Source organism: Psychromonas sp. psych-6C06 (assembly GCF_002835465.1).
Classification (GTDB): Bacteria; Pseudomonadota; Gammaproteobacteria; order Enterobacterales; family Psychromonadaceae; genus Psychromonas.
In genome coordinates this window covers 502945-525234 of the sequence record NZ_PIZM01000001.1, presented here as the reverse complement: position 1 = coordinate 525234, position 22290 = coordinate 502945, and the positions used below count along the sequence as shown (strand labels likewise).

Annotated in this window: 17 protein-coding genes; 10 read left to right on the top strand and 7 right to left on the bottom strand. The window is 38.8% G+C overall.

The features are described 5' to 3' along the window. Positions 1–111: 111 nt before the first annotated feature. The 5 genes from CW745_RS02350 to ptsG all read left to right on the top strand — a co-directional run bounded on the left by CW745_RS02350 (position 112) and on the right by ptsG (position 6321). Positions 112–1086: a slipin family protein gene (locus CW745_RS02350; RefSeq protein ID WP_101106885.1), complete on the top strand. Its 975-nt coding sequence runs from the start codon at positions 112–114 to the stop codon at positions 1084–1086. Positions 1087–1114: 28 nt separating this feature from the next. Further along, a complete protein-coding gene (locus tag CW745_RS02345) occupies positions 1115–1579 on the top strand; it encodes an NfeD family protein (protein ID WP_101106883.1) in 465 nt (154 codons plus the stop codon). Positions 1580–1894: 315 nt separating this feature from the next. Next, complete coding sequence (locus tag CW745_RS02340; protein WP_101106882.1) at positions 1895–3109, top strand: trypsin-like serine protease; 1215 nt, start codon at positions 1895–1897, stop codon at positions 3107–3109. Between the two features lie 104 nt (positions 3110–3213). Continuing rightward, positions 3214–4602, top strand: a complete 1389-nt coding sequence (gene dbpA, locus CW745_RS02335) for an ATP-dependent RNA helicase DbpA (RefSeq protein ID WP_101106880.1) — start codon at positions 3214–3216, stop codon at positions 4600–4602. 312 nt (positions 4603–4914) lie between these two features. Beyond that, positions 4915–6321, top strand: a complete 1407-nt coding sequence (ptsG, locus tag CW745_RS02330; protein ID WP_101106879.1) for a PTS glucose transporter subunit IIBC — start codon at positions 4915–4917, stop codon at positions 6319–6321. Positions 6322–6929: 608 nt separating this feature from the next. Here the strand turns inward: ptsG and CW745_RS02325 are convergent. From CW745_RS02325 to CW745_RS02315, 3 genes are all read right to left on the bottom strand, one after another. Next, a complete protein-coding gene (locus CW745_RS02325) occupies positions 6930–8183 on the bottom strand; it encodes an ABC transporter substrate-binding protein (RefSeq protein WP_101106877.1) in 1254 nt (417 codons plus the stop codon). A 72-nt stretch (positions 8184–8255) separates the two neighbouring features. Further along, complete coding sequence (locus tag CW745_RS02320; protein WP_101106875.1) at positions 8256–9695, bottom strand: ATP-binding protein; 1440 nt, start codon at positions 9693–9695, stop codon at positions 8256–8258. Then, the gene (locus CW745_RS02315; RefSeq protein WP_101106873.1) at positions 9695–10426 is read right to left on the bottom strand and encodes a response regulator transcription factor; all 732 of its coding nucleotides are present in this window, start codon (positions 10424–10426) and stop codon (positions 9695–9697) included. The genes CW745_RS02320 and CW745_RS02315 overlap by 1 nt, the downstream gene beginning before the upstream one ends. A 461-nt stretch (positions 10427–10887) precedes the next feature. On the opposite strand from CW745_RS02315, the gene CW745_RS16760 reads away from it, so the two are divergent. The 4 genes from CW745_RS16760 to nspC all read left to right on the top strand — a co-directional run bounded on the left by CW745_RS16760 (position 10888) and on the right by nspC (position 16281). Further along, the gene (locus CW745_RS16760; protein ID WP_202973138.1) at positions 10888–12303 is read left to right on the top strand and encodes a diaminobutyrate--2-oxoglutarate transaminase family protein; all 1416 of its coding nucleotides are present in this window, start codon (positions 10888–10890) and stop codon (positions 12301–12303) included. Next, complete coding sequence (locus tag CW745_RS16755) at positions 12300–13772, top strand: aspartate aminotransferase family protein (RefSeq protein ID WP_202973137.1); 1473 nt, start codon at positions 12300–12302, stop codon at positions 13770–13772. The genes CW745_RS16760 and CW745_RS16755 overlap by 4 nt, the downstream gene beginning before the upstream one ends. Position 13773: 1 nt before the next feature. Further along, a complete protein-coding gene (locus CW745_RS02305; RefSeq protein ID WP_101106871.1) occupies positions 13774–14991 on the top strand; it encodes a carboxynorspermidine synthase in 1218 nt (405 codons plus the stop codon). Between the two features lie 162 nt (positions 14992–15153). Then, positions 15154–16281: a carboxynorspermidine decarboxylase gene (gene nspC / locus CW745_RS02300; protein ID WP_101106869.1), complete on the top strand. Its 1128-nt coding sequence runs from the start codon at positions 15154–15156 to the stop codon at positions 16279–16281. 86 nt (positions 16282–16367) lie between these two features. On the opposite strand, the gene CW745_RS02295 is transcribed toward nspC, so the two are convergent. Continuing rightward, positions 16368–16889, bottom strand: coding sequence for a GNAT family N-acetyltransferase (locus tag CW745_RS02295; RefSeq protein WP_101106867.1), 522 nt, complete (start codon positions 16887–16889; stop codon positions 16368–16370). Between the two features lie 110 nt (positions 16890–16999). After that, complete coding sequence (locus CW745_RS02290; RefSeq protein ID WP_101106865.1) at positions 17000–17947, bottom strand: sensor domain-containing diguanylate cyclase; 948 nt, start codon at positions 17945–17947, stop codon at positions 17000–17002. A 189-nt stretch (positions 17948–18136) separates the two neighbouring features. Here CW745_RS02290 and CW745_RS02285 point away from each other — a divergent pair, with 189 nt between their 5' ends. Next, a complete protein-coding gene (locus tag CW745_RS02285; RefSeq protein ID WP_101107077.1) occupies positions 18137–19498 on the top strand; it encodes an anti-phage deoxyguanosine triphosphatase in 1362 nt (453 codons plus the stop codon). A 19-nt stretch (positions 19499–19517) separates the two neighbouring features. Here the strand turns inward: CW745_RS02285 and CW745_RS02280 are convergent, their stop codons facing one another. Next, entirely contained in the window at positions 19518–20975 is a 1458-nt protein-coding gene (locus CW745_RS02280) for an FAD-dependent oxidoreductase (RefSeq protein ID WP_101106863.1), read from the bottom strand. A 6-nt stretch (positions 20976–20981) separates the two neighbouring features. Then, the gene (locus tag CW745_RS02275) at positions 20982–21689 is read right to left on the bottom strand and encodes a phosphoglycolate phosphatase (RefSeq protein ID WP_101106861.1); all 708 of its coding nucleotides are present in this window, start codon (positions 21687–21689) and stop codon (positions 20982–20984) included. Positions 21690–22290 lie beyond the last annotated feature (601 nt).

The window sequence follows — 22290 nt, the reverse complement described above, 5'->3', positions numbered from 1 at the left end:
TTTTTGATACAACAGAAACTTAACGCCGATATTACTTCCTAATCATTGTAAAAAGTGATTTAATGGCATTTAATGTCATTATCATTTTTTTACTTATAAAAGAGGTTTTATATGAGCGAGTTACTTTCAATTGCAACATCCCCGTGGATCTGGTTAGTTGCCGTATTGCTACTTACCATCAAAAAAGCCGTATATTTTGTCCCTCAAAACCGCGGTTATGTTATCTATACCATGGGTAAATACTCCGGTACGTTGAGTGCAGGACTCAATTTCATTATCCCTTTCGTACAAAGTGTTGCAGCCGACAGAAATCTTAAGGAACAATCCTTAGATATTGCATCACAATCCGCCATTACTCGCGACAACATTACTCTACAAATTGATGGTATTTTATTTATGAAGGTAACTGATGCAGGTGCTGCTACCAACAACGTTACTGACTATAAGTTGGCAGTCATTCAATTAGCCATGACCACTATGCGTAACGCGATTGGCTCAATGGAACTTGATGAGTGTTTTCAAAACCGAGATACCATTAATGCACAGATTTTAAATTCGATGACAGAGGCAACCCAACCATGGGGGGTTATGGTTACTCGTTACGAAATCCGCGATATTACGCCACCACAATCCATTAAAGAAGACATGGAAAAACAGATGACTGCTGAGCGTGAAAAACGCAGTGTTATCTTAACTGCCGAAGGTGTGAAAACATCTGCAATTACACAGGCAGAAGGCCTTAAGCAAGCGCGCGTTTTAGATGCAGAAGCAGCCAAGGCGGAACAAGTTTTAGCCGCAGAAGCTGAAAAAGAGAAGCAAGTACTCGAAGCACAAGGTAAAGCACAAGCAATACATTTAGTTGCCGAAGCAGAAGCAAGTGCATTGCAGGTAATTGGTCAGCAAGCCTCTACGATTGAAGGTAAAAAAGCCGTTGAATTAACACTGGCACAGGAAGCGATTAAAGCACATGCGGCAATTGCAAATGAAGGCTCTGTTATACTAACAGACGGTAATACTGGTGATAATATTGCCAATACAGTCGCACAAGCGATCGCAGTTTCAAGCTCGTTAAAGGTTGCTGACTAATATTTAACGATTATTAAGGGGGGAATTTATGGATACTATTATCGACTATCTATTTAATAACCATGACAAACTACTTTACCTTTTAGCAGCCGTTTCGCTCATTGTTGAACTGACTCTCATTGGTTTGAGTGGCCCACTATTATTCTTTGCCATTGGTTGTGCGCTTACGGGGGTGTTAGTTTCGTTAAACGTCATTACCAGTTGGGAGATGGAATTACTTTTTGTAGGTATATTTACACTGCTAAGCAGTATAGTAATGTGGAAGCCATTAAAGCAGTTTCAAGGTAATGGAAAAGTTAAAGACAATAGCAGTGATATGATCGGGCAGAGTGTTGCTGTGAGTGAAATTTTAACCAAACATGGAGGCAGTATTCGCTTTTCAGGCATCAACTGGACTGCTCGTCTCGCAGAAGATAGCCAGCATGAAAGTATAGCAATTGGCCAACATGTAAATATTCACGCCGTTGATGGTAATGTCATGATTATCAAATAAGCCTATTTCAATCTCAGCATACTGGCAACGAGAGTTAACAGTATGCTTATTCTCTTCTCTCTATTCTCTTAACATTCAAACTTGGCATGGCATTAGTGCATAATACCCGTTCAATCTAACCTGCTGTTATTATTAATTACTTTCAATTGATGGCGAGCTTTTACAAATTGCATTAAGCTTATGATCTAAACAGTAGTAACAATGGCACTGTTCTTTAAACTCCCAGCACCATTGATACTTTTAGCATAAAGAGTCCGTTGCAATTTAGATCGGAATATTGAAATTTTAACGCTTAATAATACCAGAGGGCTCATCATGCATATTTATCCTCACCTATTAATCGTGGCGCTTTTTTCCAGCACAGCTTTGGCATCAGACGATACTTTAGATATTACGGCTCGCATTGTTGGAGGCCAAGAATCAATAGAAGGACAATGGCCTTGGATGGTAAGCATTAATTCTGGTGGTTATGAATGCGGTGGAACGTTAATTGATGAACAAACAGTGCTGACCGCGGCACACTGCTTATATGACTTTAGTAGTGAAATAACAGCAACCCGTATCAGCGTTAAAGTCGGAGAATATGATCAATTGTCAACTCCTTCAACACCAAGAACTAGCGTTATAAAAACCTATATACATCCAAATTATGATCCTCAAAATAGTGCAAGTAGCAATGATATTGCTCTCTTACGATTGCAGACTCCGATAACGGAGATTACACCTGTTGAGCGTGCAACAACCTCAACCACGAATGATGCAACGCAAAGACGTGAGAATGTAACAGCACTTGGTTGGGGCTCAACCGTTGGATATGAGTCTCAAGAGGAAGTCACCGCCATTTACCCCGATATATTAAATGAGGTTGTTTTACCACTTCAAACTGACAATCAATGCAAAGCAAATCTTGGCAATAACTTTAATCCGCAGAGCATGGTTTGTGCTGGCTTACAACAGGGAGGAAAAGATGCGTGTCAGGGTGATAGTGGTGGCCCATTAGTTATTAACAATGGTGGTAGCTGGCAACAGTTAGGTATTGTTAGTTGGGGAGTAGGCTGCGCAGCTTCAGGTTACCCTGGCGTTTATACTCGACTTGCAGTTTATGAAGATTGGATCGAGGCTTTTCTTTCAGGGATAACTATCGATAAAAGTATCTCGTTTAATTTAACTCCAATTGATAATAGTGAGCAAAAAAACCTTTTAATCAGTAATAACTCTGATTTTGATGCACAAATAACCACTTCTATTTCTGGCTCTTCAGACTTTGCCTTTGATACTTCTGCTTGTACAGAAATTGAAGCTAAAACGACCTGTGTTATGGTAGTTAGTTATTCACCAACAGGGTTTAATGCCTCTGAGGCAACAATTTTATTAACTAGCGACTTAGATAATACAACGGTAGTATCGACCACTGTTACTGGCACACCATTTTTCTTCACTAAAAGTGGTGGCAGTAGCTCACTATTTTTTCTGTTTGCGTTGCCTATTTTGGTTATACGCTATTACCGCTATGTAAGCTTCAACCGTTAATTTTTATTAACATAACAATTTCCCTCTTTTTTAAGATCACTCTTTGTGAAGCAAGTCACAACCTGCTATGGTAGCGTTTTTCATCGTCCTATAGGAATTCAATTTTGAGTCAGCAATCTTTCACTTCACTTGCTCTGCACAGTGATCTTATTTCTAATCTTGAATCCCTTGGTTACCATGAGATGACTGAGATACAAGCACAAAGTTTACCGCCAATTCTAGCGGGACAAGATATTATTGCACAGGGAAAAACAGGCTCAGGTAAAACAGCGGCCTTTGGTTTAGGACTTTTACAAAAACTGAATGTAAAACGGTTTCGAGTTCAGTCTCTGATCCTCTGTCCGACACGTGAACTTGCCGATCAAGTTGGCAAAGAGATCCGCCGTTTAGCACGTGGTATTCATAATATCAAAGTCTTAACACTGTGTGGTGGTATGCCATTCGGGCCACAAATCGGATCACTAGAGCATGGCGCGCACATCGTTGTTGGCACACCTGGGCGTATCGAAGATCACTTACGTAAACAAACCTTAAGTTTAGAGAATGTTGAAACGCTAATTCTCGATGAAGCGGATCGAATGTTAGACATGGGCTTTCAAGATGCAATCGATAACATTATCGAACAAGCACCTAAAAACCGTCAGACATTACTGTTTAGTGCCACCTACCCAGATCAAATTGATAGCATTGCTAAACGTATTTTGAATTCACCTGTTAGCGTAAAAGTAGAATCAAAACACGATAATAGCAGTATCAACCAATATTTTTATAAAGTCGCTAATCACGAAGATCGCATGTTAGCGTTACGCTTATTATTACTGCAATATCAGCCTGAATCATCGGTGGTTTTTTGTAATACAAAACGTGAAGTGCAAGAAGTTAACGATGAATTGGTAAATCGTGGCTTTAGCGCTATTGCATTACACGGCGATTTGGAACAAAAAGATAGAGACCAAGCCTTAATTCGTTTTGCAAATAAAAGTGCGACTATTCTTGTCGCCACTGATGTTGCAGCTAGAGGACTTGATATCGATAATCTAAGTGCGGTGTTTAACTTCCATATTGCACACGATCAGGAAGTACATGTACACCGAATCGGTCGTACAGGAAGAGCTGGTAATAAAGGGCTCGCTTTCTCATTTTACAGTAGTAAAGATACCAATCGTATTATTGCATTAGAAGATTATTTAGATATCACTATCAACGAAGATAGCCTACCTTCACATGATGTACTTGATATAAAGCCTCCGCAATCAACCATGATCACCATGCGCATAGAAGGCGGTAAAAAGCAAAAAATTCGTCCAGGTGATATAGTTGGCGCATTAACTGCGGATAAGAGCATGACCTTTGAGCAGATAGGTAAAATACAAGTTTCTGCCAATTGGGCATATGTTGCAGTGCAACGTGAAGTGATTAAAGTCGCTTTTAAAAAATTAAGTGAAGGCAAACTTAAAGGCCGTAAATTCCGCGTTATGGTTGTTCGCGGTTAATTAAATTTTTATCATTTACAAATGCCTCAGCATTATACTTAGTTAGGTAGGTGTTGAAGCATTCTTTTTAATAATATCAATTCAGAAAAACGGCTTTAATATGTATAAATTGACAATTAACCTAGTCTATATAGTATCTTAAAGTAACACTCAATTAATAAACTGTAACATAATGTAACAACTAACCCCGCCAGTGTAATTAAACGTAACTTCCTAATTTATGTGATCCTTTTATCATGTTTTTTAAAAATCCAACGCTATACTCCAAACAACTAAAAATACTTTTATTTTAATTTATCACTGGAGAATCGTATGAATATATTTGGAAATTTACAAAAAGTAGGGAAGTCATTAATGCTTCCTGTCTCTGTATTACCTATTGCCGGTATCTTATTAGGAGTTGGTGCGGCCAAATTTAGCCTATTACCCGATGTAGTATCACAATTAATGGAACAAGCAGGTGGAGCCGTTTTTGGTAATATGGCACTACTATTTGCTATTGGTGTTGCATTAGGTTTTACAAAAAATGATGGTGTTGCAGGATTAGCAGCTGCAGTTGGTTTTTACATTATGAAACAAACGGTAGATACATTAGCACCAGGTGCTGATACTGGTGTGCTCGGTGGTATCATTGCAGGTGGTATTGCTGCTGCTATGTTTAACCGTTTTTATAACATCACACTTCCTGATTACTTAGGCTTCTTCGCTGGTAAACGTGCAGTTCCTATTATGACAGGTCTATCAGCGATTGTTGTTGGTGCTATTCTTTCTGTCATTTGGCCACCGGTAGGCTCTCTGATCGCAACATTCTCACACTGGGCTGCAAATCAAAATCCAACATTAGCATTTGGTATATACGGTGTTGTTGAACGTTCATTAATTCCATTTGGTTTACACCATATCTGGAATGTACCGTTCTTTTTTGAAGCGGGAACATGTACTAATATTTCTGGTGAGCAACTAAATGGTGTTTTAACATGTTACTTATCTGCTGATGATGCATCTCGTGCAGCAGGTAATGGCTTTGGTCAACTAGCTGGTGGCTACATGTTCAAAATGTTTGGTCTTCCTGCAGCGGCTATTGCAATTGCACATTCAGCAAAACCTGAAAACCGCGCAAAAGTGATGGGTATCATGGCATCAGCTGCGTTAACTTCATTCTTAACAGGTATTACAGAACCAATTGAGTTTGCATTCCTGTTTGTTGCACCAGTTTTATACGCAATCCATGCCCTACTTGCAGGCTCAGCTTTCGTAGTAACAAACATGCTTGGTATGGTTCACGGTACTTCTTTTTCTCATGGACTAATCGACTTCCTCGTACTATCAGCGAACGCTCAAAAAATGATTTACTTCGTTGTTATCGGTCTAGCTTACGCTGCAATTTACTACACCGTATTCCGAGTTGTAATTAAAGCGCTGAATCTTAAAACGCCTGGTCGTGAAGATGAAGAAGCAGAAGAAAGCGTTGTTTTGAATAACGAAGAGATGTCTGCCGCATTAGTGGCTGCTTTTGGTGGCAAAAACAATATCGAAAACTTGGATGCATGTATCACACGCCTTCGTATCAGCGTTCACAACATCGAAAAAGTGGATCAAGCAGAACTCAAACGTATTGGTGCGGCAGGTGTTGTAGTCTCTGGTAACGGTGTCCAAGCAATCTTTGGGACTAAATCTGACAACTTAAAAACAGATATGGAAGCTTATTTAGCAAAGTAAGTAAAACATTTTAAGATATTTTAGACATGTGAAGCATGCCTAAAAGCCCAAAAGTAGAAACATGTTTAACCAACTCTCCTTCGGTTAACAGTTTCTACTTTTTTCGTATTATACCAACGAAATAAATAGCAGATCTATTTTCCTGCTTAAAGCAACTTACCTGCCCCTTGAAACTTTACCTTAAGCAATAACCACTTACACAAATCTCCGCCTTGAGTTAAGTCACTTTTCCAGCACAAAATTTAGATCACATACTTATACAAAACCCACTAAATAACTGTTCAATCTTACTGGTTAAAAGAAGCTATTTCAGCGTTAAAAATTTCGTAAAGGGAACACCATTTGCATCAATTTTCGCCTTGAACTAACTCCTTTTTTCTGCGTAATATTTGATCACTATATTAGGGAATTGGTATTAATTCGATTGGTATAAAAAACATTCAAAGCGACCCTTGCTAATTAAATCTCCCCAATCAAGTATGCCTCCAAAGTGTGGTTCAGAAAATACGCTAGTTATAAACGGAGCCTCGAGATAAGCTAATCGATGCATTACCTCTCTTTCCACATATAACACCGTTCAGACAAGCTAGACTAAAAACTGATGAATGTTACTTATTGACAGCACGGATGGCTAATGCAAGTTGTTTAGCTGCTTGTCTTGATGAAACGTCATCATTCCTGAAATAATAGCTAATGATCTTACTCATCTCACTCTGTAAATAACTACTAGTCGCCATGTTTTGCGAAAAAGAAGGAACGAGCTTACTACCATGGTAAAAATCAACATAAGACTTTTGCGCACATGCATCAAAAGCCTGCATATCCATATTTTTTCGCACTGGTATTGAGCCTTTTTCGATATTAAACGCTTGTTGGAATGGCTTCGAAATCAGTGTATTTGCAAATGCACGATTATTTACTTTGTCTAAATCGTTAGTACTATGCTTCTTAAAAAACACAAAACTGTCGATGTTATAACTATAAATATTTTCTGTACCAGGGACGTTGACACAAAGATAATCTTGTATCGCAACTTTGCCCGATGCATGCCATAACCCTTTAGCCCAATCCCCCATGAATAACATACCAGCTTCTTTATTAGTTAACATTTCACTTGCATCAACCCAATCTTTGCCACGCATATTATGACTGACATATTGATTAATACGCTTAAAAGTCTCAAATGCTTGTACCATTTGATGCGAAGTGAGCACTGTTTCGTCAAAATCAACAAAGGCCTGTTTATATTTTTCAGCACCAAGAAGAGATAGCACAACAGATTCAAACAACAGGCTATCTTGCCAGCTAGTCCCACCATGTGCGATTGGTATATATCCTGCTGCTTTTATCTTCTCTGCTACCTTAAAAAAGTCATCCCATGTTTTAGGTGGTGACAATTGCAATTGTTCAAATATCTCTGTATTCAACCATAACCAATTTACCCTGTGAATATTCAGTGGCAAAGCCATGAAGTGATCTTGATAACTGACTGTTTTTTTTACTACATCGTGAATATATTTATCCCATTCTGTAGTTGGAATAATATGATCTATCTCTTTTAACATGCCCATACTTGCCCATTCCGCAATATCAGGGCCTTTAATTTGCGCCGCATCGGGTGGGTTCCCAGACAGCGCTCGCATCTGTAAAACACGTAGCGCACTATCACCACCAGAGCCAACAATCGCAAAATTTTCCCAGGTAATATTTTGTTTTCTTAAAGCAACATCGAGTATTTGTTGTGCTTCTTTCTCACCCGGTGAGGTCCACCAATGTAATACTTCCAATGTCCCCCCACTTGCAATAGCGCTGGGTACGAAAAGCGCCACCAGCAAAAATTTATTTAAATTTCTTTTATTCATTACTAATACCAATGAAATTGCTCAAATGAGCGTAAATTTTGTCTTCAACATTTTTGAACAAATTAAAAGCAATCACAGCTGATTTTTATAGATTCGAGGCAACGATATAAGTACCTCTAGTCCACCTTCTTTTCGGTTAATAAGATGCAAATCACCGTTATGTGCGTGAATAATATTACGCGCAATGCCAAGGCCAAGACCATGACCTTGAGAATCATTGTGTAGGCGCTTGTAAGGTTGAAAAATCGTTTCCAGTTCATTGCAAGGAATACCTGGTCCATTATCTTGAATAATGATCTGTAACTCTTCTGCATTATCCACCACCATAACTTCAACATGTTGGCCATATTTGACACCGTTTTCGATGAGATTAGATAAACAACGTTTTAATGCTAACGGTTTTCCTCGATATGGATATACATGCTTTTCTGCGATGTATATTTGATCACTTCTATTCTCACTGATCTGTAAGAGCAATTTTATAATGTCGACTTCTTGGATATTCTCATGAATATCGGTTTCTTTAACACTTTGTAAGGCACCTTTTACTAACATTTCTAAGTCATCGAGATCTTGATTAAAACGTACAGTTTGCTGTTCGTCATCTAATAGCTCGGCACGCAGGCGCAAACGAGTTATTGGTGTTTTTAAATCATGTGATATGGAGCGGAAAAGGAGCTCCCTGTCCTGTATATAACGTTGCAACTTTTGCTGCATACGATTAAATGCACGCGTTGCAGCGACAATTTCTAATGCGCCCTGCTCTTTAAGCGGTGCTTGGTCAAGGTCTATGCTCATTTCAGAAACTGCATTAGCTAAATTTTGCAATGGTTTAGTTTGACGATGAAATAATAGATAAATAAACAACAATAATAAAAAAGTAGTGAATAATAACGTTAATACCTGCTGTGCAGAGATAAGCTGATTGTTAGATAATAGGTAAGGAGGAGGTAAAATAGCAGCTAAATAGAGCCACTCACCTTCCTCTATCTCAATTTGTAGGACTAATATAGGCGGTTTAGCAGTGGGAATTATTAACGAATAAGCTCCCCAGGAAGGGGGTAAGTCTTTAAGCAAAATATCATTTTTTAAAACGTGTAAGTCATCAGGCGAAGAAAACTCAATTTCCAAACTTTTATTGGTCGATAATCCACTGGTTAACACGTCATGAACCGTTTGAATGACTTTTGTTTTTAATTCACTGTCTTTAATTGGGTTAATATCAATTTTTTCACTGTTCAACGAAACAAAAAAACGACTTCCTCCCATGCCACGTAGTTGCTCTAAGACTAAATGCCGATATTTAAGCGGTAAACCTTTAAAAAAGGAGATAGTACTAAGTGCCCCTTCAGCTAGGTGCTGAGCATTAATAATTACTGACTTTTGTTCACTTTCTGAAAACTGCTGAACCCAAAAGAAACTGCTAATAGTTTGGGCGGCTATCACTGACACTATAGTTAGCAGTAACATGCGTGAGACTAAAGAGCGGAATAACAAGCGAAAGTATCCCATTACTTTTCACGCGATACCGGTGCAATAAATAAGTACCCTTTACCCCGCACAGTTTTAATAATATTCGGCGCTTTCGCATCATCACCCAAATAGTTTCTTAAACGACTAACATGTACATCTATCCCACGTTCATTCGCAAAGGCATCTCGACCATGTAGCGCTTGACAGATTTGATCCCGGGAAATTGGTGCTTCATTACTATTAATAAACAGCATAAGTAATTGAAAATCAGCACCGGTTAAAGGAAAAGTGGTTCCTTCTTTATCCAATATAGTATGTTGCTGCGTGTCAAGTTTCCATTCAGCAAATCGATAATATCGGCTTTTTACTTTGGCTTCTGTTTCATTGTTATCGGGTGTAAACTGGCTACGGCGTAATAACGCTTTGATACGGGCTAACAATTCTCGAGGACTAAAGGGTTTGGCGATATAATCATCAGCGCCGATTTCAAGGCCAAGTACCCTATCCATTTCATCGGAATTAGCAGTGAGCATAATAATAGGAACGTTTGACGTTTGACGAATTCGTTGACAAAGCGTAAAGCCATCATCACCTGGTAACATGATATCTAAAATAATAAGGTCGGGTTGATGCATCTTAAGCTGGCTATCCATTTCAACACCATCTTCTGCGGTGATCACATCAAAACTATTCTTAGCAAGATATTGTGCCAATAACTCTCGAATATCTTGATCATCATCAACGACTAATACTTGTTTAATATTATTCACAGTGGCCCCTTATTTAAAATCTAATTGCATTAAATAATAGCGAAATTTCGCATTTTTAGATAGGAATAAAGCGACACACAGTTACCATGCTATTGAGTGTTTATTAATTAGCCTTAAAACAATTTTTAACCTTAACTATCAACACCTTAATTAATATTGTTAAATTTTTATGTTTTTTCCTATTGCCAGCACAATAAACGGTGCTAAAATGCGCGCGCTTTACTACTCAAATAAACTCATTGACACATTAAAAAAGGAGCATGATATGAACTATTTCCCGATCTATATTTTTCGTGCACCTGCATTATTGTGCCAAGCAATCGACGGCGCTATCAGCACCGAACCGTGAGCGACCTCGTTTTACCCCTGTAAGATCTTTTTACCTTGAAACGCCAAGGTATTACCATTATTTTTTTTGTTCCATTTATTGGCAACCCTTTAACTTTTTTAAGGATTCCGTTATGCAAAACGTCCTAAATCTTGCACCAGACACTGCGCTTACTAATTATCAAGAAACGCCAGTCGTTACCCAACCTTATGATTTGGTTCCAGATGAAGTATTGCTAAGCCAGGAGCATTATGAATCCGAAGTACGCTCTTATCCACGCCGTATTCCAATTGCCATTAAAACTTCCCGTGGTGTTATTGTCGAAGATACCAAAGGCCAAGTTTATTTAGATTGCTTAGCTGGCGCAGGAGCATTGCCACTAGGTTATAACCATAGTGAGATCAATCAGGTACTTATTTCACAACTAAATGCAGGCGTTCCTTACCAAACATTAGATCTAACCACACCGAGTAAAGATGCGTTTATTAAAGAAGTGATGCAATTTCTCCCTACAGATTTTGCAAAAAGTGCGCGTATTCAATTTTGTGGCCCTTCTGGCGCAGATGCCGTAGAAGCGGCTATAAAATTAGCAAAATTGTATACCAAAAGAAATACCATGGGCTCTTTCCATGGCGCTTATCACGGTATGACCAATGGATCACTTGCTTTAACTGGTAGTCTAGGTGCTAAAGGACGTCGCACTGGCTTAATGTCAGATGTGCACTTCTTCCCTTTTCCATACCATTTTCGTTGTAAATTTGGTTTAGGTGGTGAAGCGGGTGCAATGCAAAGTATCCGCTACATTGAATCTGTATTATGTGATGATGAAAGTGGTATTACTAAACCAGCAGCTATTATCGTTGAGCCGATTCAAGGAGAAGGTGGTGTCATTCCTGCGCCTAAAAAGTGGCTACAGGAATTACGACGTATTACAACCGAGCATGGGATCCTACTAATATTTGACGAGATTCAATGTGGTATCGGTCGCTCTGGTGATAACTTTGCTTTTGAGTCATCGGGTATAACACCAGATATTTTAGTACTTTCTAAAGCTGTTGGTGGTGGTATGCCAATGTCTATCATTCTTTACCATGAAAAGTTTGATTGCTGGAATGCGGGTGAGCACACTGGTACATTTCGTGGTAACCAATTAGCGATGGCAAGTGGTGCAAAAACATTAGAAATTATTAAACGTGATAACTTAGCCAATAATGCAAAATGCCGTGGTGAACAGCTGCGTGCAGGTTTAACCACTTTACAAGCACAGTTTCCACAGATTGGGGATATCCGTGGCCGAGGATTAATGAATGGTATTGAGCTTATTAAACCAGAGCAAACAAACTCATTAGGACAAGCGCTGGCAGATCCTGAATTAGCGGCACGTGTCCAACGAGCTGCATTAGAACTTGGTCTAATTATTGAAAAAGGTGGCCGTGAAGGTGCAATATTGCGTTTTTTACCGCCACTGATTATCAGTGAAGTACAAATTGAGTTTGTGATTGAAACAATGAAAAAAGCATTTACGATCGTATTAGGCAGCGAGAAATGAGCTACGCACAATATTTTATGCATTTAGGGGCAAATAATCGCCCCTTTGAATATGCAGCAGATCTCACTCAAAAAAGCATAAACAGCTTATTTCAACAATCGAGCCAAGCATACTCTGGTCTTGAGCCTGCAAAGTTAAAAGCACAGCTTGAAGCGGTTGACCTAAATAGTCCAGAGCCTTTAATTGATGTTATCTCTTGTGTGAATGATTTAATCGCTAAACATTCAATTTTAGTGCAACACCCGCATACCATCGCTCATCTGCACACCCCACCGCTTATTGCATCGGTGGTTGCAGAGCACTTTATTGCAGCATTAAACCAATCGATGGATTCATGGGATCAAGCCCCCGCTGCAACCTATGTTGAACAATTGATAATAAATTGGTTATGTGACACTTACCAAATGGGTAAACAGGCCGATGGTGTATTTACCAGTGGCGGTACCCAAAGTAACCTTATGGGATTATTACTGGCACGGGATTGGTTTGCTGCAAAGCATTCGAAGCATAATATTCAGCAGCATGGCTTACCTGTATATGGACATAAAATGCGTATTATCTGTTCAGACAAAAGCCATTTTACCGTACAAAAATCAGCTGCGTTAATGGGCCTTGGTGAGCAATCAGTGGTAACGGTTGCTACTAACCTACAGGGACAGATTGATTGTAATGCCTTACAAGAAAAAATTGATTCATTAAAAGCTCAAGATCTATTACCCATCGCGATTGTTGCCACTGCAGGTACAACTGATCACGGTGCAATTGATGATCTCAAACGTGTTGTCAACATTGCTAAAAATAGTGGCTGTTGGTCACACATCGATGGTGCATACGGCGGGGCATTAATGCTCAGTGAAACACATAAATCACGTTTAGCTGGAATTGAATTAGCAGATAGTGTCAGTGTTGACTTTCATAAGCTGTTTTATCAAACCATTAGTTGTGGGGCATTACTGATTAAAAATAAGGCTAACTTTAATACCCTATTACATCATGCTGATTACCTTAACCGTGAAGGTGATGAGCTGCCGAATTTGGTTGATAAAAGTATCGCGACGACTAAACGTTTCGATGCATTAAAAATGTTCATGACATTAAAGGCAGTCGGCGCCAATAAATTAGGTGCGATGTATGACGACTTACTGTTATTGACACAACAAGTTGCAGACTTGATCAAAAAAAATGAACATTTTGATTTATGCTGTGAGCCATTACTTTCAACGGTGTTATTCCGTTTAAATAAGCAAGGAACGCTAAGCGAAGAAGCCTTTAACACACTTCATCAAAAGTTACGTTTACAGCTACTTACCTCTGGCGATGCAGTGATCGCAGAAACTAAAGTAGACGGTAAACTGTATCTGAAATTTACACTGTTAAATCCTTGTTTAACCCTTAATGACTTTGATGCCTTGTTTAGCAAAATTGAAACAACGGCAGTACAACTTTTACACACTCAAGAGGCAAATTAAGATGTCTGTATTACAAATTGGCGCTGGTGGCGTTGGTTGGGTTATCGCCCATAAATGTGCACAAAATAACGATGTTTTTGGTGATATTACTATCGCATCACGTACCGTTGCTAAATGTGAAAAAATCATTACTTCTATCAAAGGCCGTAACAACCTTAAAGACAGTAGTAAAAATATCAGTGCTGTGACGGTAGATGCAGACAACGTAGAAGCACTTGTTGCGCTAATCAATGAAGTTAAACCAGATCTACTTATTAATGCAGGTCCTCCATGGGTTAACGTAGCGATTATGGAAGCATGTGTACAAACTCAAACAGCCTACCTTGATACTTCTGTCGCTACCGATTTATGCAGCGAAGGACAACAAGTACCAGAGGCTTATGATCCACAATGGGCATTTGCAGATCGCTTTAAAGAAGCGGGCATCACCGGTATTTTAGGTGCAGGTTTTGATCCGGGTGTAGTCAGTGTATTTGCAACCTACGCACACAAACATCTTTTTGATGAGATTGACAGCATCGATGTAATGGATGTTAATGCCGGTGATCACGGTCAGAAATTTGCAACCAACTTTGACCCTGAAACTAACATGTTAGAAATTCAAGGCGACTCTTTCTATTTTGAAGATAAAAAATGGCATCAAGTCCCTTGCCATAGTCGTATGATGGAATTTGATTTTCCTGTTGTTGGTAAGCAAAAAGTTTACTCAATGGCGCACGATGAAGTTCGCTCGATGGCTGAATACTTACCCGCTAAACGTATTGAATTCTGGATGGGTTTCTCAGACAGCTACCTTAACTACTTCAATGTAATGCGTGATATCGGTCTATTAAGCCCTGATCCTATCACTACCGTTGATGGCATTACTGTTGAACCTCTTAAAGTGTTAAAAGCAATTTTACCCGATCCTACGTCACTTGCTTCGGGTTACACCGGTAAAACCTGTATCGGGACTTGGGTACGTGGTAAAAAAGAAGGTGTTGCTAAAAGCGTGTTTATCTACAATATTTGCGATCATAAAGAAGCTTATATTGAAGTTGAACATCAAGCTATCTCTTACACAACGGGTGTACCAGCAATCACAGCGGCGTTGTTATACTTCCAAGGGAAATGGAGTGATAAAGGCCTGTTCAATGTTGAACAATTAAACCCTGATCACTTCCTAGATCTAATGCCACGCATTGGCCTAACTTGGCAAGTGCAAGAATTAGACGCTTAGGAAATTAATAAGGCTGAAAGGTAATAAGGCTTGAGGGCTTGAGGCTTCTAACTTTCCAGCCTTCAAGCTTTCTAGCTTTCTAGCTTTCTAGCTTTCTAGCTTTCTAGCTTTCTAGCTTTCTAGCTTCTACCCAATGCTTTTTACTTAATAAATGCTAATCATATGAACACAGATAACCTACAAACCCCTTACTTCATGATCGATGAAAGTAAACTTATCGATAACCTTGAAAAAGCAAAATTGTTAAAACAGTTATCAGGAGTAAAACTCGTTTTAGCGCTTAAATGTTTCTCAACCTTTGGTACCTTTGAAACCATTAAACCTTATCTTGATGGTACCACCAGTTCAGGCCCCTACGAGGTGCAATTGGGGCATGAAGAGTTCGGAGGTGAAACACATGCCTATAGTGTGGGTTACTCTAAAGCTGATATTGAAGCTGTAAAAGGTCTCTCCGATAAAATCATCTTCAATTCATTATCACAACTTGAAGCGCATTATTCAGATTGTTATGAGCATGCCTCACTTGGTTTACGCATTAACCCAGAACGTAGTATGGCAGGACAAGATCTCGCAAACCCCGCTCGCCCCTATTCTCGTTTAGGCGTTAAACAGGCGTTACTAAGCCCAGAGGTATTAGATAAAGTAGAAGGTTTTATGTTTCACATGAATTGTGAGAATAAAGATGTAGATGCCTTTATCGCTATTTTAGATCATATCTCAACGACCTTTTCCGACTATTTAGACAAGCTAAGCTGGCTAAGTTTAGGTGGAGGGATCTTCTTTACCTATCCAGGTTACCCTATTGAAAAATTGGCATTTGCGCTTAAAGCCTTTGCCCAGAAACATGATATTCAGCTCTACCTCGAACCCGGTGAAGCGATCATCACCCGTACGGCAGATTTGGTTGTTAGCGTGATTGATATTGTTGAAAATGAAAAGAAAACCGCCATTGTTGATAGTGCAACAGAAGCGCATCGTTTAGATACCTTAATTTATAACGAACCGGCGAGTGTCAGAGAAGCAACTGAAAATGGCGTTTTCAACTATGTGATTGGATCTTGCTCCTGCTTGGCTGGTGATCAGTTCTGTGAAACACAGTTTGAAACGCCACTTAAGATTGGCCAAAAGCTACATTTGATGGATAGTGCTGGATATACCATGGTGAAACTTAATTGGTTTAATGGTTTGAAAATGCCGAGCATCTATTATCAACGTATTGATGGTCGTATCGAATGTTTAAATAGTTTCAACTATCAAGATTTCAAAGCGACATTAGGAAAAACACACTAACCAATAACCAATAACCAAATTACATGTACCTAATTCAATGCTCTACATTTATACGCGGAGCATTTTGAAGCATGCGATTGCTTAAACTAACCATCCAAAGGTTGATCTGGGGTTAACAAAATTCGTTGATAAAAGCCTAAATCAAGCCACTCTCCGAATTTAAATGCTGCTTGTTTAATGGTGCCACAATGGTTAAATGCAAACTTTTCATGCAGTTTAATACTGGCTTTATTGTTCATATCGATAGCGCCAATCAAAGTATGGTATTGCTGTTCAACAGCCCTTTCAATTAACTGTTCAAGTAGCGCTTGTCCTAATTTTTGACCTCTGAATAATCTGTTTACGTATAACGAGTGCTCGACAGTATATTTATATGCAGGCCACGCTCGAAAAGTCCCGTAACTTGCAAAGCCCATTAACTGTTCACTATCATTAACAATGCCTATCACAGGAAAATTATTTAGCGTTTTAATCGCAAACCATTCTGCCATATTTTCAATGGTGCGTGGTTTATAATCATACAGGGCAGTAGAGTTTTCAATGGCATCATTAAAGATAGCTAACATAGCGGGTGCATGTTGCTCAAAATTACATTCTATAAATTGCAATGTTTACTCCTAAATCAAGGGGGGCTGATGAAAGTGGCGCTGAAGACAGCAATGAATAATAGCAAATGCACTAAAAATCTAAATCACTCTTAGTAGCATTACTATTGATGCTAATGCTTTAACTGATACATTAATTTATCTCCCTCCTCTAATAACGCTTCCATGGTGGGATGCTTAGATGGCGTAAATTCGACGATGCCACAGGTAAATTCAACACGATGCGGGTAACCATGAGCGATCTTAATTTCAGCTAACGAAGCTCTAAATTTATCAATCGCATGAAGGGCTTGGTCGCGGGTGGTATTACTAAATAATAAAACAAACTCATCACCCCCTAAACGAGCAAAAATATCTGAGTTTCTAAAGGTAGCTTTCATTGAGTCAGCAAACATAACCAGAATTTCATCACCCTTAGCATGGCCATAATGATCATTGATCTCTTTGAATAGATCTAAATCTAAGTATGCCAGAGTCACGGCAATATGATTTCGAATACAATAATTGAGACTACTTTGCGCAAGCATTAAAAAACCACGACGATTAGATATGCCCGTTAATTCATCCATTGTCGCTAGCTGCACAGCCGTTAACTCATGCTCGACCATGGAAGCTAAATCCTGAAGTGCACTGACATCTTGCTCATCAAACTCTCTGGGTACTTGATCAATAAGACACAACGTACCTAAGCGGTAACCATTTACCACTAAGGGACAACCTGCATAAAATCGTATTTTAGGATCATTTACGACTAATGGATTATCGATAAAGCGATTATCTTCAAGTGCATTGTTAATGATGAATACATCACTATTTAAAATGGCATGACCACAAAATGAAATTTCACGTGAGGTTTCTGAAGCTGAAATACCAAAACAAGACTTAAACCACTGTCGATTTTCATCGACTAAACTCACCAAAGCAATTGGCACGTTAAAAAGCCGTTTTGCCATTCGAGAAATACGATCGAAACGCTCTTCGGCTTGAGTATCAAGGACACCAAGCGAATCAAGTTGCGCTAATCGTTTCCTCTCGTTGGGTGGAATACTAGGTTTTTTCATGGCATAACCCTGCATATACAAATTAGATGAGTATTTTAGTATATGCATAACTAAGAAAATCGTAAAAAAATATCCCTTTATGCTGTTAATAAATACAATTGTTCAGTCATTTTTGTAACTTTTGCTATTTATAATCTGACACTCAGGCTACAATTTTAGTACCTTGATCAATGAGATAGAATGTTACCTATGAATGATAAAATTTTAAAGATCAATGAACAATGGCTACAACGCCTTAGTGAAGAGCCAGGTAAAAAAAGACGTTTAGATAAACGTTCACCCTTTCAACGTGATAAAGCACGTGTCTTACATTCTGCGGCATTTCGTCGACTACAATCTAAAACGCAGATCCATAACAATGGGTTAAGTGATTTTTACCGTACACGTTTAACACATTCACTAGAAGTTGCACAAATAGGTGCTGGTATCGTTGCCCATTTGACCATAACACAGCCTGAATTTAAGCCTCTGCTACCGAGTAATAATTTAATTGAGACAATCTGCCTAAGCCACGATATCGGTCACCCTCCCTTCGGACATGGAGGGGAAACAGCTTTAAATTATATGATGATCGACGATGGTGGGTTTGAAGGGAATGGTCAAACCTTTAGAATTTTAACGCAATTAGAGCCATACACAGAATTTAATGGAATGAACTTGACCCGCCGTAGTTTACTTGGATTATTAAAATATCCCGTTTGCTTAAGCGCAATCAGTGCCCCTTATCCTGAAGATAATAGCCGTAACTTTCGACAATTAAAAACCGAAGAATGGATGCCAGGCAAGGGTATCTATGACCATGATGAATCCTATTTAAACGCAGTATTAGTTCCACTTTGTAAAGCTGATAGAGCTTTGTTTCAATCTTTACGTCCCCAAGCAATAGGAGATATAAGCCATCGTAAGTCGCGTTATAAATCCTTTGATTGTTCCATTATGGAAATAGCTGATGATATCGCTTATGGAATTCACGATCTTGAAGATGCGATTGCCATGGGGATTGTTAGCAAAGCTTTATGGCAAGAGAGAGTAGCAACACAACTAGCTGAAGTTAAAGACTTTTGCTTAGGTGAGCAACTGACACAGCTGACAAATGATCTCTTTTCTAGCCAACACTTTAAACGTAAAGATGCTATCGGCGCATTAGTTAATGCGTTGATCACATCAATAAAAATCGACCTAGTAGATGTTAAATTTAACGAGCCACTACTCGCCTACAACGCGGTATTAGAGCCTGCGATGTTTAAAGTTTTAGAAATATTAAAACAGTTTGTATTAAACTACGTGATTAAAAGCCCAGACTTACAAATTCTGGAGTATCGTGGTCAGCAGATTGTAATGGAACTCTTCGAAGCATTTAATGCAGGGCCAATGCGCTTTTTACCCGAACAAGTAAAACAAGTTTACCAACAACAAAGCGATGCATCTCACCAAAAACGTGTGATTGCTGATTATATATCAAGCTTAACTGATAACCATGCACTGCGCTTACATGCAAGCCTATTCAGTAGTAATCAAACAACGCCAATGATAGGACAGCATGGATTTTAAGTGCCCTATCATCCATTATTTATCCTTTATAATTGACATTACACTTTGCTAAAGAACGCGGGTATTGGCGCATTACACAGATTTCTTGTGCGTAGTGCTCAATATCTTTATTTAACAGCGAATGAGTTGCTGACAATGTCAGTCTATCTAAGTGTGTATCATCCAAGTTCCCCAGATGAACAAATTGCTTTATGATCTCTTTGGCCACACTTGGTGCAGAGGAAGCTTTAACAATCTCACAGCGGGCATAGTTATCACCAACAAAAGAAACGCCGGCTGCACGTAAATCAGCATCTTCTCCAGGAATTTGCTGCGCTCCGTATAGAGGTTTAGCACTAACCTTTGCCTGTCTTCGATATTCAGGGATAAAACGACCAATGTGGTCAATAGCTTTTTGTGTACGAAGCTCTGTTTCTTGTGTAGGCCAACCTTGATCAATCTTGCTAATAAGGTGATCCGGTAGTTCGGGTTGCGCACTACTTTCTGAACTTTCAACTAACCCTTTATCAAATAAAGTGATTGATTCAGTCATGCCGTGTAATTGATAGTAACCATCTGGGTAAGGAGTAAATTGTGCCATGCCGTTTGGCGTGCCTCGCTCGCCAAAGAAGACAAGCTCAGGCCAAATGCTGTCATTACCTTGCCATTGCGTCACATAGGCAGCTTTAAACTCTACGAGTCGTTTACGTGAAAACCCGAGCATATCATCAACCATACCCGTCCTAAAACCTGCTGCATTAATCAAAAAATCAAATTCGCAATGATGTGAGGCGCCCTGATGTTGATATTCAACCAGCCATTGGTCATTTTTTTGGGTTACCTGCACCACTTTACTACTAGTCAAAATATTACAGTTTGTAAATTTTTGAAGAGTTAGTTCAGCGCTGGCGGCTAATCTAAATAGGTTTACCCCATACTCTTGAACCATAATAATTGGAAACTTTAATTGCGATAAATCGACATGATGTGCAACCGGAATCATCCACTCTTCAAGCGAATCAGGCATAGTAACAATTGGTTTATTTTTTAATGCTTCAACTTCCTCGCGAGTAAAAATTTTAAAGTAATCTTCAGGCTCTCCCAGCACCCTATTTTTAGGGTCAATATTAACTAAACGCTGATACTCTTGACGAAGCTTTTCAAGACGAGAGAAAAGATTTTCAGGCTCACCTTTATCATTAGTTGGAACTGCAACTATGGTTGGACGATAATCAATACTATGCGGATATATACGTAACAATTCGATCGACTCGTTTAACAACGTCAGACACTGTTGCTCAGATATTTCTCGGTATAGGTTACCGCCGGCATGTAAGTGGCAAATCGGAGGACCATTGACAAGCGTCGGTCCTTTTTCTATTAGGGTGACATCTAATCCGAGTTCACCTAAGCTGAGGGCAACGGTGGCCCCCGCAACACCACCGCCGACAATACCGATTTTAGGTTGCTTTAAAGTGTTCTGAATCGTGTTACTCATAAAAATTTATTCCACAAGATCATACTGATTAGTCACTGCAAACGGCGCAATGATATCTGCAAAGTCTGAAAATACGGCATCAGGATTATGCTCACCAATATCTTCACCGTAATTATATCCATAGGTAAGACCAATACTTTGCATATTGGCAGCGTTAGCGGCTAAGATATCATTTTTAGAGTCACCTACCATCACGCACTCTTCAGGCGTTACACCTAGTTTGCTACACACATGTAAAAGTGGCAATGGATCAGGTTTACGAACAGGTAAACTGTCACCACCTAAACAAAGTTCAAACAAACCATCAAGCTGTAAGCCATCTAAAATAGGCTCTATAAAATCAAAAGGCTTATTGGTAACAATAACTAATCGATAACCCTGTGCTTTTAATATTTTCAACGTAGAACGAACATTAGGATAAGTCACTGTATCTACACAAAGGTTATTTGCATAGAAGTTAAGAAATATTTCCAATGATTTGTCAAATAAAGCGACATCAATATCCGCGTCATCATAATCAGCTTTACCTGATAAGCCTCGCTTAACAATTACTTGTGCACCATTACCAACCCATGAACGAATAAGATCATCACTGAATGTTTCTCTGCCAAGTGACGTTAACATATGGTTAATCGCTAAAGCTAAATCAGGTGCGCTATCGATTAAAGTACCATCAAGATCAAATAAAATGACCTGTTTATTATTAAATTTCAAAACGTTAACCTTTACCAATGAATAAGTAGTTATACTACCGAATTGTTTATGCTTTTGCCATAAAACATAGTGCACTTAAATCATTGATATTAAAGAATAGTTTAAAAAATAAATGACACTATTTTTTTAAGGAATTCAAAAATATAGTGGAATGGAGATGGTTGATCTAGCGAGTTTATTTTTCAACAAGTTTGAGGCTATTTGTGGCAATTGACGAGGTCAACACATGTTGCCCTTCTCGCTCATTAACGGTTTATGCAACTATCATAGATAGTCGACTGTAATACCAATTCCGTTAATATAGTGATCAAATATTACGTAGGAAAAAGGAGTTAGTTAAAGGCGAAAATTGATGTAAATGGCTGTTCCCTTTGCGAAATTTTTAACGCTGAAATAGCTTTTTTTAACAAGTAAGATTGATCAGTTATTTAATGGATTTGATATAATATAAAAACGTTCGATTAAACACTCTGTATTTAGCTCTGAGTTAGAGTAAGCATGGTGGGTTAATATTTTAAAAATATGAATTAATCGTCGTAATTCTACAAGCAAGTATGATTAGCAGATTTCGTTTCTGAGTCAATGTTCATTAGGTTAGCGT

Bases quoted from the DNA above. Each gene is read 5' to 3' on its own strand.
- CW745_RS02320 (WP_101106875.1), bottom strand. From the start codon at position 9,695: ATGGGATACTTTCGCTTGTTATTCCGCTCTTTAGTCTCACGCATGTTA.
- CW745_RS02285 (WP_101107077.1), top strand. From the start codon at position 18,137: ATGAATGATAAAATTTTAAAGATCAATGAACAATGGCTACAACGCCTT.
- CW745_RS02325 (WP_101106877.1), bottom strand. From the start codon at position 8,183: ATGAATAAAAGAAATTTAAATAAATTTTTGCTGGTGGCGCTTTTCGTA.
- CW745_RS02340 (WP_101106882.1), top strand. From the start codon at position 1,895: ATGCATATTTATCCTCACCTATTAATCGTGGCGCTTTTTTCCAGCACA.
- CW745_RS02345 (WP_101106883.1), top strand. From the start codon at position 1,115: ATGGATACTATTATCGACTATCTATTTAATAACCATGACAAACTACTT.
- CW745_RS02280 (WP_101106863.1), bottom strand. From the start codon at position 20,975: ATGAGTAACACGATTCAGAACACTTTAAAGCAACCTAAAATCGGTATT.
- CW745_RS02350 (WP_101106885.1), top strand. From the start codon at position 112: ATGAGCGAGTTACTTTCAATTGCAACATCCCCGTGGATCTGGTTAGTT.
- CW745_RS02305 (WP_101106871.1), top strand. From the start codon at position 13,774: ATGTCTGTATTACAAATTGGCGCTGGTGGCGTTGGTTGGGTTATCGCC.
- CW745_RS16755 (WP_202973137.1), top strand. From the start codon at position 12,300: ATGAGCTACGCACAATATTTTATGCATTTAGGGGCAAATAATCGCCCC.
- CW745_RS16760 (WP_202973138.1), top strand. From the start codon at position 10,888: ATGCAAAACGTCCTAAATCTTGCACCAGACACTGCGCTTACTAATTAT.
- CW745_RS02290 (WP_101106865.1), bottom strand. From the start codon at position 17,947: ATGAAAAAACCTAGTATTCCACCCAACGAGAGGAAACGATTAGCGCAA.
- nspC (WP_101106869.1), top strand. From the start codon at position 15,154: ATGAACACAGATAACCTACAAACCCCTTACTTCATGATCGATGAAAGT.
- ptsG (WP_101106879.1), top strand. From the start codon at position 4,915: ATGAATATATTTGGAAATTTACAAAAAGTAGGGAAGTCATTAATGCTT.